This window comes from Kiloniella sp. EL199 (assembly GCF_900313065.1).
In the GTDB taxonomy this organism is placed as follows: Bacteria; Pseudomonadota; Alphaproteobacteria; order Kiloniellales; family Kiloniellaceae; genus Kiloniella.
The window spans coordinates 495,362-510,596 of sequence record NZ_OMPU01000006.1 but is presented as its reverse complement, the minus strand read 5'-3'; the positions used below and the strand labels follow the sequence as shown (position 1 = coordinate 510,596).

16 protein-coding genes are annotated in these 15,235 nt (G+C 41.8%); 6 read left to right on the top strand and 10 right to left on the bottom strand.

All coding sequences use genetic code 11. The features are described from left to right. Nucleotides 1–10: 10 nt before the first annotated feature. From D9A03_RS05695 to D9A03_RS05670, 6 genes are all read left to right on the top strand, one after another. Nucleotides 11–931 carry a flagellin gene (locus tag D9A03_RS05695; RefSeq protein ID WP_120496229.1) on the top strand — a complete coding sequence of 307 codons (921 nt, stop codon included), beginning with the start codon at nt 11–13 and terminating at the stop codon, nt 929–931. Between the two features lie 65 nt (nt 932–996). Further along, entirely contained in the window at nt 997–1,506 is a 510-nt protein-coding gene (gene fliW, locus D9A03_RS05690; protein ID WP_120496228.1) for a flagellar assembly protein FliW, read from the top strand. Nucleotides 1,507–1,548: 42 nt separating this feature from the next. Continuing rightward, nucleotides 1,549–2,430, top strand: a complete 882-nt coding sequence (gene rfbA, locus D9A03_RS05685; protein ID WP_120496227.1) for a glucose-1-phosphate thymidylyltransferase RfbA — start codon at nt 1,549–1,551, stop codon at nt 2,428–2,430. Between the two features lie 123 nt (nt 2,431–2,553). Beyond that, nucleotides 2,554–3,216, top strand: a complete 663-nt coding sequence (locus tag D9A03_RS05680; RefSeq protein WP_120496226.1) for an acetyltransferase — start codon at nt 2,554–2,556, stop codon at nt 3,214–3,216. Nucleotides 3,217–3,220: 4 nt separating this feature from the next. Next, complete coding sequence (locus D9A03_RS05675) at nt 3,221–3,919, top strand: WbqC family protein (protein WP_120496225.1); 699 nt, start codon at nt 3,221–3,223, stop codon at nt 3,917–3,919. Nucleotides 3,920–4,233: 314 nt separating this feature from the next. Continuing rightward, on the top strand, nt 4,234–4,854 hold the full coding sequence (locus tag D9A03_RS05670; protein ID WP_162937988.1) for a hypothetical protein: 621 nt from the start codon (nt 4,234–4,236) through the stop codon (nt 4,852–4,854). On the opposite strand, the gene D9A03_RS05665 is transcribed toward D9A03_RS05670, so the two are convergent. The 10 genes from D9A03_RS05665 to D9A03_RS05620 all read right to left on the bottom strand — a co-directional run bounded on the left by D9A03_RS05665 (nt 4,851) and on the right by D9A03_RS05620 (nt 15,120). Beyond that, nucleotides 4,851–5,576: a class I SAM-dependent methyltransferase gene (locus D9A03_RS05665; RefSeq protein WP_120496223.1), complete on the bottom strand. Its 726-nt coding sequence runs from the start codon at nt 5,574–5,576 to the stop codon at nt 4,851–4,853. The two genes, D9A03_RS05670 and D9A03_RS05665, sit on opposite strands and share 4 nt — an antisense overlap. Further along, nucleotides 5,569–6,354 carry a phytanoyl-CoA dioxygenase family protein gene (locus D9A03_RS05660; protein ID WP_120496222.1) on the bottom strand — a complete coding sequence of 262 codons (786 nt, stop codon included), beginning with the start codon at nt 6,352–6,354 and terminating at the stop codon, nt 5,569–5,571. The genes D9A03_RS05665 and D9A03_RS05660 overlap by 8 nt, the downstream gene beginning before the upstream one ends. Further along, complete coding sequence (locus D9A03_RS05655) at nt 6,342–7,076, bottom strand: class I SAM-dependent methyltransferase (RefSeq protein WP_120496221.1); 735 nt, start codon at nt 7,074–7,076, stop codon at nt 6,342–6,344. The genes D9A03_RS05660 and D9A03_RS05655 overlap by 13 nt, the downstream gene beginning before the upstream one ends. After that, nucleotides 7,051–7,830, bottom strand: coding sequence for a phytanoyl-CoA dioxygenase family protein (locus D9A03_RS05650; protein ID WP_120496220.1), 780 nt, complete (start codon nt 7,828–7,830; stop codon nt 7,051–7,053). Before D9A03_RS05650 ends, D9A03_RS05655 begins: the two co-directional genes overlap by 26 nt. A 150-nt stretch (nt 7,831–7,980) precedes the next feature. Then, nucleotides 7,981–10,317, bottom strand: a complete 2,337-nt coding sequence (locus D9A03_RS05645; RefSeq protein ID WP_162937987.1) for a tetratricopeptide repeat protein — start codon at nt 10,315–10,317, stop codon at nt 7,981–7,983. Between the two features lie 153 nt (nt 10,318–10,470). After that, nucleotides 10,471–10,947: a flagellar export chaperone FliS gene (fliS, locus tag D9A03_RS05640; RefSeq protein ID WP_120496218.1), complete on the bottom strand. Its 477-nt coding sequence runs from the start codon at nt 10,945–10,947 to the stop codon at nt 10,471–10,473. 13 nt (nt 10,948–10,960) lie between these two features. Beyond that, nucleotides 10,961–12,649 carry a flagellar filament capping protein FliD gene (gene fliD, locus D9A03_RS05635; protein WP_120496217.1) on the bottom strand — a complete coding sequence of 563 codons (1,689 nt, stop codon included), beginning with the start codon at nt 12,647–12,649 and terminating at the stop codon, nt 10,961–10,963. 73 nt (nt 12,650–12,722) lie between these two features. Next, on the bottom strand, nt 12,723–13,124 hold the full coding sequence (locus tag D9A03_RS05630; protein WP_120496216.1) for a hypothetical protein: 402 nt from the start codon (nt 13,122–13,124) through the stop codon (nt 12,723–12,725). Between the two features lie 92 nt (nt 13,125–13,216). Next, complete coding sequence (locus D9A03_RS05625) at nt 13,217–14,029, bottom strand: flagellin (RefSeq protein ID WP_120496215.1); 813 nt, start codon at nt 14,027–14,029, stop codon at nt 13,217–13,219. Between the two features lie 278 nt (nt 14,030–14,307). Continuing rightward, nucleotides 14,308–15,120: a flagellin gene (locus D9A03_RS05620; RefSeq protein ID WP_120496214.1), complete on the bottom strand. Its 813-nt coding sequence runs from the start codon at nt 15,118–15,120 to the stop codon at nt 14,308–14,310. Between the last annotated feature and the right edge of the window lie 115 nt (nt 15,121–15,235).

Here is a 15,235-nt window from a genome sequence, read left to right as displayed (position 1 = left end):
GAGAAAATAGATGATTCGCGTTTCCAGCTATGCCCAAAATCAACTATTACATACCAACATGGCCACAACTCAGGCTAAAGTTTCGGATAGAACGGTGCAAATAGCCAGCGGTAAAGTAACGCAAGAGTACACCAACATTTCAGCTCAAGCTTTAGAATTGGTGAGTTTGCAACGAGATAATGTGCGAACTACTCAGTTTGAACGCAATATCCAGACAACAAAAACCAGACTTGAAATCATGGACAGCAACATGTCGACCATGTCTGCACGGCTCACAAACCTACTAAGTGACGTACTTAATGGACTGAATAGTTCTAACATTCAGGAGATTCCACTAGAGCAGTTTGCAGTAAGCTTTCGTCAGGAAATCACCGCCTTAATGAATGCCCAACATGAAGGGCGCTACCTTTTTTCCGGTAGCCTTACAGATACTCCCCCTGTTGATGTTACAGATCCTGCATACACTCCCCAAGCAGGCCTGCCAGGTGTTTTTACAGCCGATTTTGACTACTACGATGGTGACAATGTCAAACTAAGTAACAGAATTGATCAGGATTCCACTCTTACCTATGGGATCACAGCCGATGATCCGACATTTGAAAGAATTCTCAGAAGCTTAGCCTATGTTGAATATGCAGGTACAAACAATGATACAACCGTATTACAAGAAGCGTACAACTTGCTTCAAACTTCATTGGACGGGGTTGCTGCATTCCGAAGTCAGATCGGTGCACAACTGACCGTTTTAGAGGGTGCAAATAAAAATCATGCCGATTTTAAAACCTATGTACAAAACACAATTTCCGGCATTGAAGACGTTGATGTTGCAGAAGCAACCAGTAAATTGGCCTTCGATCAGGTACAGCTTCAGGCTTCGTATATCAGCTTAACGCGCATAAATGAAACAACACTTTTAAACTATCTTAGATAAGCCTTTGTGATTTCACGCTTACTATTCGTTAATCATGGTTGCCTATTGTGACTGGAGAGACCATTATGTTGGACTTGGAAACAAATTACACAGCTCAAAATTTCGCCGGGATCACAATGCCGAAGGCAGAAGAAGTGTCAAATAACGTAATTACGCTGAAAACCCGTTTCGGGGTGATGGAAATCGATCGCGATAAAACCATCAAAATACCACAAGGTATTGTCGGCTTTTCTGAATATAAAGAATATGGCTTGTCTGTTCCATCACATGCTGTATTGGAAGGTTACATGCTATTGCAATCCATTGACGAGGCTGATCTCACCTTTATTCTTAAGCCCTACGACCTAAGCAGTGGAGAGGTCGAAGACAAAGATCTTGCGGGAGCAATGAATCAATATGCTATCGCACCGGAAAATCTTGCCGTAATGCTAGTGACAACTCTACGTCAAACACCGAATGCTATTCAAAAAACAGTTAACCTAAGAGCCCCCGTTTTTATAGACACAGAGAAAAAACAGGCTTGGCAGCATATTTTAAATTCAGAAAAATATAACGTTCGCCACGCAGTAAATTAATTTCTGCTAGGGCTAGTAAAACTAGAAACCGGGGGACAAAAGGTGAAAGGGATTATTTTAGCTGGTGGCACCGGTAGTCGCCTTTACCCGATCACACGCGTTGTCAGTAAACAGTTGTTACCCGTTTACGATAAGCCGATGATATACTTCCCCCTGACAACCCTGATGCTATCCGGCATCAGAGATATACAAATCATCACAACAAAAGAACACCAACAAGCATTCCAAACCTTATTGGGGAATGGTCACCAGTGGGGAATTAACATTTCCTGGTGCGTTCAGAATGAACCTAACGGCATAGCCGAAGCATTTGTCTTATCAGAAAACTTTATCGGTGATGATCATTGCGCCTTAGCGCTTGGCGACAATATTTTATTTGGAAACGGCCTTACACGGTTATTACAAACCTACAAACAACCCAGATCTGGGGCAACGGTTTTTGCCTATCGGGTGAAAGATCCCGAAAATTACGGTGTTATATCCTTTGATGAGAAAGGGCTGGGTACCGAAGTAGAAGAAAAACCAGATAAACCAAAAACGAATTATGCTCTTATTGGTCTTTATTACTACGACAATCAAGTGGTCAAAATTGCTCGGGATGTCAAACCAGGCCTCAACAATGAGAAACATATCACCGATATAAACAAAAAGTATCTTGAACTCGGCCAACTCCATGTCGAACAACTAGGTCGCGGCTATGCTTGGCTAGATGCAGGTACAGTAGACTCCCTTCATAACGCCTCTGCTTTTGTTAGGTCCGTTGAAAGCCGACAGGGGATAAAAATAGCCTGCCCCGAAGAAATCGCTTGGCGCATGGGCTACATCACATCCCAAAATTTGGCTGAACTCGCAGACAACCTGATGGCAAGTGGATACGGAAATTATCTTTGGGAAATTCTTAATGAAACCAAAGAAAACAAATAGAAGCTCATTCTGCCTCTATCCAATAGTTAAGCTTTAACAATAGAGTAGACAAAAATCTTATCTTAGTTTTAAGAGTTATTAGGGCATGCTGTTGTAGCTAGTAACAACCATCAGGAACTTAAAATGGAAAAGCTGATCATTTTCGGAAATGGGCAAGTAGCCGAGCTTGTCTATTACATGTTTGAACACGACAGTGATTACCAACCCGTCGCCTTTACAGTCGATGCAGATTACATCACCGAAGCGAAACTCTTTGGCTTACCCGTTATTCCCTTTGAAGAGATAGAGAACAAGTACTCAACAACAGACCATAGCATGTTTGTTGCTGTTAGCTTTACAGGTGTGAATAAATTACGAGCAGAAAAAGTAAAGTCCTGTAAAGACAAAGGATATCAACTTGCAAGCTATCTATCTAGCCGAGCCACGACCTTTCCAGACATTCAATACGGTGAAAACTGCCTTATCCTAGAAGACAATACTATTCAGCCCTTCGTCACAATCGGGGACAATGTGTATCTCTGGAGTGGTAATCATATTGGCCACCATTCCACTATCGAAGATAACTGCTTTATAGCCTCGCACGTTGTGATCTCTGGCTCCGTCAACGTAGGCGCCTATACCTTCATCGGCGTGAATGCCACGCTTCGGGACAATATCAACATAGGCCAAGCCAACGTCATTGGTGCTGGTTGCGTAATTTTGAAAGATACAGAAGACGAGAATGTTTTTGTCGCCAATGCAGCTGACCTTGCCAGAATTCCAAGCTCTAAATTAAGACGCATATAAACCGATGACCTCAGTGGCAATTATGCAGCCCTACTTCTTTCCCTATGCTGGCTACTATCGCCTGGCAGCCGCCGCTGATATTTTTGTCCTTCTGGATTGCGTTCAATTTCCAAGAAGAGGATGGGTTCACAGGAACAAATTTACTAAGCAGGATGGAACACAAGGCTGGTTCACCCTGCCCCTCACCAAATCTGATTATCATAGCCTAATACTGTCTCAACAGTTTGCTAATGATGCCGACGAAATCATAAAGCAGCAGATCAACTCTTATCCCCATATCTTTCAAAATCTAGCGAATTTTGAAGAGTTGTCATCTTTCATATGCAACCCCCAGGGATCAGTCGTTGATTACCTAGAGGATACCATCAACTACACTTTGAAGGCCCTTGATTATCGACCTCAGTTAATTCGATCTTCTTCTTTGAAGATTCCAACTGAACTTAGAGGACAACGAAGGATCGAAGAAATCTGTCGCCAACTTGAAGCTAACTGCTATATAAATCTTGAAGGCGGCGTGAATTATTATAAGCCTGATGGCTTTGAGCAGCGCGGCATTGAACTAAAAGTACTTGCCCCCTATCAAGGGGAGAAGAAAAGCCTTCTCGAACGCCTCTTAACCGAAACAGCTATCAACATAAGAAAAGAGATCCAAGGCCAATTACAATTTTATAAAACAGACAACAATTCATTTTTCCTTAGCTAATTATATTTGCCATGAGACATTTTAACTTCGAACTAAAGAAATTACTCCCTGCTCCGCAAATCGATCGGAGCTACGCACAGTCTCCTTGCGCATTAGAGCTAGACAATGAAATACATCTGTTTTTCTCTAACCGAACTGAGGAGAATAAATCTTACATCTGCTATCAAAAGCTAGATAAGAGTTTCAATATCATTCACAAAGATGACGATTTCTACCACCCTAATCGCGTGGGTTTTTTTGACACCGACGGTGCCATTCCTTCTCAAATTCTAGAGATAGATAACAGCTGGCATCTCCTTTATAGCGGTTGGAACATGCTGAACGGCACACCTGCCTATTTAAATGCTTCCGGTTACCTGACCCTAGAGCTGGTTGATGGGCTCTTTCAGGTCGAGGAAATCCCCATAGGCCCTTTTTTAACACGTGATAGGGTAAATCCATCAAGCGCAGTCACCCCATTTGTCGTGCAAGAAAGTGAAGGATTGAGAACCTATTACATTTCGACAGAACGTTGGGAAAAAATTGCCGACAGATATGAACCAGAGTATTACGTAAAATCTGCCTTTGGACCAAGCCTCGACAATCTAGAATGTAGTTACGAGAGAACAATTCCCCCGATCTACCCTTCAGAAGTTTTTTCCAGGCCCGTAGCTTTTTCTTTTAACGGTGAGAGCTTCTTAAGTTTCTGTTCCAGAGGTATGACTGATTTTCGAGATGGCTCAAACAGTTATACTGTTGGTTTTGCAAGAAAAGTTGATGAGGGGTGGGAGCGCACATTAGATAAAATAGAGATCGACCACCCAGCATTTACCTATCAGACAAGTTACCCTTATCCCCTATACATTGGCGATGATCTCTATCTTCTTATAAACGGAAATGGTTTTGGGAAGAGTGGTATAGGGATAATACATGTATCCCCACAAAGTACTGACTAGTTACAAGTTATATAGATGGACGAACAGAGCTCAGGAAGTTCATCACTTAACGCATAAGCAGCATCAAGATAAGCTCTATCTATTATCCCTTCTTGCAATGCCTTATCGTATTGAGAATTAGAAAAGATCTTTGGCATAATTCCACCAGCCTTAATGACTTTTAGTCCCGCCCTACTAGCCAGATCTTTTAATAATTCCAGATTATATGTCCTGTGATGGCCAATTGCTTCTTCAAACTCAGTAACGGCCAGGGGCTCAGACATGAACCCCATATTTACTGCGATCTGCCGAGAAAGAGAGGTTCCATTGGGGACAACGATATGAAGTCTCGTATCTGAAGATTTATGAGTCTGAATGTGACGAAGCAGCCCCAGATCATCCTCGACATGCTCTAAACTATGAAGAGAGAGCAGGTCCGAAAACTGATTGTAGTTTTGGTATTTGGAAAAATCAGACTGAACTACGGACACGTTTTGTAGCCCCATGCCCTTAATGATATCGCAGTATTTCTCTTCAATATCAATGGCCGTAACACTGGAAAATTCTTTTGACAGCTTCCGCGTCATCTCTCCCTTATAACAGCCTAACTCGGCACATTCTTTACCCAAGAATAACGGCCTAAGTGCCTTCAAAACATAGTCATGCATAAGGTAATCAAAATCTGTGGCGTATTTTGAATTACCCCAGGCTTTGTTTTCCTGTGTTAACTCACGATCAATCATCCTGCCCCGCTAAATAACATCGCCGTTCTTTAAGGTTATACCATTCATCGTGAGAGGCCGGAATATCGCTGTAATAACTACACAGCTGCTTGATATTATCAGAAACTTTTTCAAGACCATAAGCCTGTAGTGCTTTAGAATAGTCAAAACCGGGCTTGATGAACGATCTCGCAAATATGGGTGTAAATATTACCCGATCATCTCCTATGATCTTTCTTTTCCCAGCCCGATGCCAAATACGTGAATCAAAAAATATGATCGAGCCAGCTGGGCAGGTTAATGATACGGCCTTTTCACTAAAGCTCTCTTCACTGGGTTTATCCTTAACTTTATCAGACCCCAGTAAAAACTCGGTTGGACCGTTAGTCTCCGTAAAATCATCAATAATTAGGATCGTATTTAACATCAGGCGATCTTGAGTATAAAAGCGAACATCCCGATGAATGTTTGAAGCATAGTTTGCATCGCCTCTATTGTTTTGCCCGCCAATAGAGTTCAGTACAAATTTACTTCCTCCAAAGAAGGTCTCTACAATTGCCATATATTCTGGGTTATCCAGGACTTCTTGAAAAATTTCATGCATGAACAGCACATGGTGAACCGTATCTGTTTGCTGAACATCCAGCTCATACTTCTTTTGCAACTTAGCGCAATACTCACGCGAAGCCCAAAAGCCTTCTCTTAACTCCGATACCTGTTCATTTGACAACAGTTTCTCAGCAACAAAAACACCGTCTTTATCGAAAGCGGTTTTAGCATTTTCAGTTATTTTTTCCACAGCAGTAACTTCGTTTTGAAATAAGGATTAAGCTCGCATTCGTAATCGCCGATACCATTTGCCTTTAAAGATTTCATAACACCAGGATAGGTATCACCATAGTCATCAATGACCAGCACCCCACCTTTAACCAAGTGCTCATTGGCAAAGGTGATAGCGATTTCCGTTGTTTCAAAAGTCGCTATATCCACAAAAATACATGCTGCGAAGCCATTATAACTTTCGGAGAATTCAGGAAGAGTTTCCCGTATGTCTCCCTTAATGAGTTCTAATTTTGTATTTGAATTATTTATAGAACAATGTGCCGCAAAAAGAGCTTCGATCTCCTCTTGCCAACTTTCAGGCTGGGTATACTTATCAATTTCACTTTGGGCGATTGGAAGGTCGCTGGTTTCCACATACCCCTCAAATGTATCAAACCCATAGATAGTTCTACAGGAGTTAAAGGGCTCGTGAATGGCCCGTAGATTTTCAAACATCACAAGTGATTGGCCTAACCAAACACCCAGTTCTATGATATCCCCTGGCACATCTTTTATCCGCCCATAGACATCATGAAGAAATAGCAACTTTGCAATCAAACCCGATCGAGCCACCATAAAAGGGTTATCAAGCAACTGCCCACCTAAGCGTTCAATCGCTCGTTCAAACTGAGGCACGGCGGCATACTTCTCTACGGCTCGTGCCCCTTCCTCACTAGGAGAAAATGTTTTTTTCTGCATCCGTTAACTCTCGTTTTTCAATTCCATCAATATGCGAGCTTGTAAACTTCCGCTTCTTCCATTCATCACAACTGAGATCCTCAAAGCGAAAACTAAGGGCCATGCGCAGCCTTTGCGTACCTTCAGAAGAATGGGCCGTCAGGCTGTCAAAAAAGACAGCATCTCCGACAGGTACCCCTCTTTGCACAGTCTCGTACTTATGAATTTCATCCGGATCAATTTCATAGACAGCCTCTATTTCAGACGTCTTGATAAGACCGGCTTTATGACTGCCAAGCTTAAATTTTAAAGCACCAGAATTTTCCGCTCCGCCCAAGGGAACCCATACAACCAAGGTCCTTTTCGAAGAGCGTAAAGCAGGCCAATCTTGATGCCAGGGGGCAGCCAGTGATTTATCACTTAATTGAAACCTATCCCCCGTCAAATGCAACACTGGGTTTCCTCGCTGGGAGATATGAGAAGAATTCAACAGTTTACGAGCCATTTCAACGACCCCAGAACATGTAGCAATCTGCCTTACCCACACTGAGGACTTTATCGCTCTAAGCAAGGCCAAGTATTCATCAGCGGGTACTGATTGAAGTAACTCAAGCAAACTGTACTCAGCAGCAGAAAAGAGATCATCTTGCCCTCCCCTCACAGTTTCCTCTTCCTGCGAAAGGGTAATAATTTCTTCAAGTAAACCGTTAATCAAATCATTCGGGATTATTTTCTTGGCGAAAAAGACCCCTTCATCATTAAAAGAACCAAGCATAGATAACCCTTGTTTATGAAAGCCAGCTTACCTTTACCGAGCAAAATCAATGCCATACATGATGTTAATCAATAATGGCACGATTTGTAATCACCTAATAATGCTCTCCAAACAGCTATTTTTTGAACTGATCCAATTTTCTAATTGGCTTTATTCAATAACAATATGGTCTTTTTCTTCCCCAGAAATATAAACATCCCACATTTTCTGGTAAGCCGTCTCCAAAGCAGCACACAATCTTGGGCCACTGCCTGCAATTTCACGTAAAAAGGTATCTCGTAATTTCAGGCGAATGTCTTCCAGTTGAGACATATTTTCCGCTGCACTAATAGCAATTTTGACATATTCATCTGTTGAATGGGCAACAAGCTCCGGGTGACCAAAGTATTCCAAGTAAGTAGCGCCAACAATCGCATGAACAGCTCCGGTTCCTCGTAATGTAATATAGCTGCGTCCCATAAACAGTGCATCAAATGACGTAGTTGCGCCAGTATAAGGGAAAGAATCCAACCCTATATCAATCTCATTGATCTCTTCTAAAAAGTCTTCGTAACTGCTACGCCCTCGAAAATCTATACGATCAGCAGAAATTCCCTGAGCTTTCATACGTCCAATAATTTTGTCTTTAAATTCATCTCCTGCAGTTCCAGAGCTTTTAATAATAAGCCTAGAGTTTGGTACTCCAGAAATCACATCTACCCAGGTATCAATACAAGCATCTGATATTTTACTTGGACGGTTAAAACTTCCAAATGTTACGTAACCGTTCTTTTTATAAGGCAAAGGTTTAGATTGTACATTTCGGCCAGCATCTCGAATATTATAACTGGTGCAGCCGGGCGTATGGACCAGTTTTTCAGAAAAGTATTTTGCTGATTCTATTGGAGTATGTATTGGCTGAGTTATAAAATAATCAATCGTTTCCAAACCTGTTGTTGCTGGATAACCAATATATGTTGCTTGAACTGGTGCAGGCTTATAACTCAACGCCCTTAAACGATTACCCGCCGTATGCCCTGACAAATCAACAAGGATATGAATTTGGTCATCAACGATCTGTTGGCACAGTTCTTCGTCCAACAAACCAGAAACATCTCTTCTTTGATCACAAACCTTGTCTATTTTGGCATTAATAACCTTAGAAAGGTCGTCTTCTCTCGGTTTTTGTGAATAAAGGAATATTTCGTACTTGTCTCTGTCATGTTGTTCAGCAACTGGCAACCAGTAGTAAACTGCAACGTGATCACCAAAATCCCCGGAAATATAACCAATACGAAGCTTCTTCACCTCGTCAGGATTAAACTTATATTCTTCAACTCTCTCATCAACCGGTACGGCATGCTTATCCTGCCACACACGTGCTTCTCTCAAATGATCTTCAGGGCTGCTATCTTTTTCATGCAAAATTGTGAATAGCAGGTTACTATGAAAATCCTCTCTACTGGGAGTAAGTTCGAGTGCAATGCCATAACATTCTTTGGCTTTTTTTATATCCCCTTGATAATTATAACCAAAGCCCAAGTTGTTAAAGGCTAAGTAATATTCAGGGTTAAGCCGTAAACATTCCAGATAATACTCTCTAGCTTGATCTATTTCACCAATTCCCTGAAATGAATTTCCACAGTTATAAAACACCTCTGGATCATTTGGGTCTTTCTCAATTGCCTTCTTTAAAACATCTATCGCCAAACCATGAATATTCAAACGCCCGAGACAAGTACCATACATCTTTAGTACAGGGAGATAGTTCGGGTTTACTTCATGCCCTTTGGCTGCAAATTTCAATGCTGAATGCAGCTTGGAATTGTTATAAGATACCAAAGACAACAAATAATAGTCTTTCTCAGCTTGATAAGATTTATCTATATCTTTTCCAAGAAATGCGACTGCTTCAGCTTCACGATTAAGACCAATTAAGCAACTGGCAAAACCAGTCCTTACATCGCTATCAAATCGGTATTCAGGAAGTAAACTCTCATAAAAATCAAGCCCATCAGAATGATGTCCCAATTTCGAACAACACTTCCCAGCACTAATGACAAGCTCTTTATTTTTTGGTTTTAACTTCAACGCAGTTGCATAGGCACCCAGAGCACTCTCGTACTCTCCAAGATTAAAAATTGAATTACCTAACTGCTCTTGCCCCTCAAAAAAATCTCGCTTAAGTTGCACGCAGGCGGAGAAACACTCAACAGCCAAAACATCTAATTTATGCTGTTGAAAAAAAACACCAAAATTATAGTAGTCTGTGTATCTTATAGAACGAAGTTTGAATAAATCATCCAGCTGTGAACGAAATGATATTTCATCGCCTTGAAGAAGAGCATCGACAGATTTCACAAACAAAAAAACAGGATGTTTATGCTTTTTCTTTAAATTTTTTGAAGCAATTTCAGACGCATTTTCAAATTGCTTGTTCATCAGATACTGCAAAGTATCTTCTGCAGCTTTCTCAACTTTATAATTGAACTTCTTGCCCTGCTTCACCTGACCCCCAGCCTTGAATTTTGAGTAATACGCCATTAATAAAACAGCTTAAGATTTTACATCGTACTTGTATAGTGGGCATAGAAATATATCTCCTTAAGACAAATGTCTCATCAGAAGATTGCTAAAAAACAAGTTTCTAATTTCTTATAATTATACGTTTAGTGATGCGCCTGATAGAGGAACATTTTTATCGTTTGAAGTTGAAACATCATTCGTGTTTCCGCCAACATCTCTCGCTGGCTGGCTGCCTTCCCCAATTTGTTCTGCAACAGCAGCCCATGTTTCCTTCATGTTCTTCAAACTGATCAAAACATCTTCAAAAATAGGTTCCGGGTTTCGTGAATTAGCCTGCATCATTCTCATAAACAAGCTATCATAAAACTCATGAAGCATAGGGGAAACATCCCCTCCGTTTTCAAAATCTAACTGCCCCTGTAAGCCAAGTATAATTTTGGACGCTTTATCAATCGCTATAAATCTTGCCTCATAGTCTTGAACATCATGTGCCCGTTTGGCTTCATTAATCAAACGAATAGCACCTTCGTATAACATAACAATTGCTTTTAAAGGGCTTACATTTTTAGAAGCTTGAGAGTATGCATTTGCACCATAGGGATTAGGATACATAGATCACCCCTCTTTACTTTTTGCTAGCATTTGCTTGCGCTTCAAGCTGTTTCCTCATCGCATCAGCCTGTGCCAACACTTGTTCCAAGCGAGAATATTTTTCTATTAAGAAAGTACGTGTTAATTCCAACCGCGCATCAAGGGCAACAATTTTTTCATTCAATTCTTTGTTTGAATCAGCAAGTTCTAGCATCCGCGTAGAAAGCTGCCCTGATCCCGGCTTTACAAAATCATCAATAGAATGAAAGAAATTTTCAGCGATACCGTAAGATGTTTTGACCTCAATTGTTTGAGAACCACTTCCCGGTGTACCCACAAAAACCATTGTCATTCCCTCGAAAGCAGTGCCAACTTTACCTTTGAGGGTATTGCCTGTGATATCAAAGACATTGCCATGTCCCGTTACAGATGCGCCCGTGATATTCCCACTACCATCAATCCCATCAATAACCAAAGAAAAATCATCAACATTGATTGCTTTCGTACGGGAAATAATTGCAAGTCGAGCATCATCCGGTTCAAAGGTAAATTCAAATACACTCCGCACACCATCAAGATTGGTCACCAAAGCATCGTCTAGCTTGGTACTGTCAACAACCAGCTTATTGTCATCATTAAGCTCAATTCCCAATAATGCGAGTGTATTGATTTGACTACTCTCTACACCTTCAGCACCTGTACTTACAATTCCACTCAGTGCGCGATCAACCCGCCTTAAAATATCATCACCATACAAAGGTGGTTTTGTTCCAGAAGTAGAAGAAGGGTCAAAATCCCGCTGCTGCTTAACAAGATCTCTCAAAGTATTATATGTTTCAACAAATCCATTGATTGCAGTTTTAATACCACCTAAATTATTATTAATTTCAACCTTAATTTTATTACCAACTTCAGCTTTATACAGCTGAATAGTAACGCCATCTATCACATCCGTAATATTATTCGTATCGCGCTCAATAACTGTGGCAATGCCATCTACTCTGATTTGCGCTTTGTTTCCAGCTTGTAGCTCAGTTAAAACAGCTCCGTCGCCAAAGGTACTTAAAAAGTTACCTGCGCCAGAAAGTGTAATCGCCTTACCTGTTTCCTCTGCTGTCATTACCAAGCGGAAATCGTTGTCTCCTACTTTTATAACTGAAGCTCTTACACCAGTATCATTCGAGACACCATTAATCGCGCCAGCAATATCATTCAAAGACATGTCTGCTGTAATTGAAATATCTTTTGTCGTGCCACCCGACACTCCAAGTGTGATTGTATCTGTAACCCCTTGAGCTGCGGTAGAATCAGCAACCGTACCGGAAGAGATTTTATTTGCGGCCGCTATTTGCAAAACCTCTATCTCATATACACCAGCTGCAGCAGAATTTGAGGATGAAACTCCGAGAATATCTGTTGCCGGTGTCGCTGTAGAAGAGGTTAGAAAGCCCGCCTTGGCTTCAAAAACATTGGTATCCCGCCCACTTAAACCAGGTGGATTGCGTAACCCGTTCAGTGAATTTCGCAGGGATGTCAAAAGCGTATTAAGCTCACCATAAGCTTTTGTCCGGACCTCATTATTGCTAATTGTGCTTTCCATCCTGACAGCAGGAAGGCGCTTAGCCAATATTGATGCTTTGACAATTGCATTGGTATCAAACCCAGAATACTGCCCGGTAATTCGTGGAGATCCATTTACGTATGTTAAAGTGCCAGCTTCCATGTCTTGCTCCAAATAAAAAACATAGTTTTACTGTTTTACTAATGCAAATTTACTAATGCAAAATGCATTCCAGTTATGCTTCTGTATCCAGATTAACATTAGTTGAGGACAGCAAACTTGACTGTTTAGGGTAATTGCCCAACATCGTCTTACTTGGGAATTCAGAAATCACAGCATTATTATTTTCATCAATTAAACGTACAACCAAACGACCGGATTCACTATCACGGTAAGTCACAATATTTGATGACAACTGTGACGTGGCCGCAGTATCGACAGCACCATCTAAAATGGGTCGAGATTCAACTGAAGCACTTGGTGATTCTGCTATTTTCGTCTCAACGTTCTTCTGAACATTGACAACAGCCTGAGCTCTATTCATACCAATTGAACTTGATTTCGATACACTTGAACTAGAAGCTGAAGTTTTTGGAGTAAGTTGAGCAGGTTGCCCTGAAATAGTTACTTCAGACATCAGACCTCCTCCTCTTTCCTAGATTAAAAAACATTGCTTTTAAAGAAACCGTGGATACCGAAATACCCACGGCTTTTGACTATTATACGAGTTTACTGAAGGACTCTCAATAGTGTTTGTGGTATCTGATTAGCCTGAGACAAGGCAGAAACTGCCGCCTGGGTCAGAACATTCGCAGTCACCAGCTTACTTTGCTCAGCCGCCAGATCGACATCTTTAAGCTTTGAATTGGCAGCTTCAATGTTTTCGATAGATGTTGCAACCTGTTGACCGCGTGTTTCAAATCGGGAGATCAACGCACCAACAGTAGCACGACCAGTTGCAATCGTGTTAATACGAGCCGTAACGTTTGTAAAGGCAGTTGCCGCAGTACCAGCAGTTGAAACGTCACCAGTCACTGCAGCAACGTTAACAGAGGTTAAATTAGCAGTAATATTATTCACGACACCAGCTGCACCAAGACCAACGAAGAAGTTTTCATTGTAAGAACCATCAATCAAAGCGTCGCCATTAAAGGTCGTTGTTGTCTCAATTCCGAGAATCTCAGCATCAAGAGCTGTAAATTCAGCATTAATGTAAGCACGCTCAGTATCTGTCACAGAACCGGACAAGGACTGTGAAGCCAGTGCTTTCATACGCTGAAGCACATCACTCACACGCGCAAGTCCACCATCGGCAACCTGAAGGATCGAAGCCGCCTGCGAGGCGTTTGTAGCCGCCTGCTTAAGAGCAGTAACATCACCGGTCAACTTGGTACTGATCGCAAGACCAGCCGCATCATCTGATGCACGCACGATTCTGGAACCAGAAGCAAGCTTTGAGACTGATGTTGAAGCTGCCATTGAGTTATTGTTGAGAAAACGTATTGCAGAGTTTGCTGCAGTATTTGTACCAACTACGGGCATAATATAATTCCTTCTACTTGAAGTATGTTCAGCTAAACCCCTCCTGGGTAAAGCCACTTTATAAGGCCGCCTTCTTGGCAACCCACCATTCCATTCCTTCCTGGATCAGAACAGCTCCATTGAAAACATAACTGAATATATTTCCAACCACCTACTAAATTCTAAAGACAAAATATTAAAATTTAGTTAATCAAATGCAATTGTCATAACGAGCAGCACTTAAAAATAAAAAGGCCGTGGATACCGAAATACCCACGGCTTTTGACTATTATACGAGTTTACTGAAGGACTCTCAATAGTGTTTGTGGTATCTGATTAGCCTGAGACAAGGCAGAAACTGCCGCCTGGGTCAGAACATTCGCAGTCACCAGCTTACTTTGCTCAGCCGCCAGATCGACATCTTTAAGCTTTGAATTGGCAGCTTCAATGTTTTCGATAGATGTTGCAACCTGTTGACCGCGTGTTTCAAATCGGGAGATCAACGCACCAACAGTAGCACGACCAGTAGCAATCGTGTTAATACGAGCCGTAACCGCTGTAAATGCAGTACCCGCATTAGCTGCTGACGTAACATCACCACCAACCACAGCAACGTTAACAGAGGTTAAATTAGCCGCAATATTATTCACGACACCAGCTGCACCAAGACCAACGAAGAAGTTTTCATTGAATGACCCGTCAATCAAAGCGTCGCCATTAAAGGTCGTTGTTGTCTCAATTCCAAGAATCTCATCATCAAGGGCTTGGAATTCAGCATCAATATAAGCGCGCTCTGTATTGGTTACAGAACCAGACAAGGACTGTGAAGCCAGTGCTTTCATACGCTGAAGCACATCACTCACACGCGCAAGTCCACCATCGGCAACCTGAAGGATCGAAGCCGCCTGCGAGGCGTTTGTAGCCGCCTGCTTAAGAGCAGTAACATCACCAGTCAACTTGGTACTGATCGCAAGACCAGCCGCATCATCTGATGCACGCACGATTCTGGAACCAGAAGCAAGCTTTGAGACTGATTTCGATGCATCCATTGAGTTATTGTTGAGAAAACGTATTGCAGAGTTTGCTGCAGTATTTGTACCAACTACGGGCATAATATAATTCCTTCTACTTGAAGTATGCTGAGCTAAACCCCTCCTGGGTAAAGCCACTTTATAAGGCCGCCTTCTTGGCAACCCACCATTCCATTCCTTCCTGGATCAGAACAGC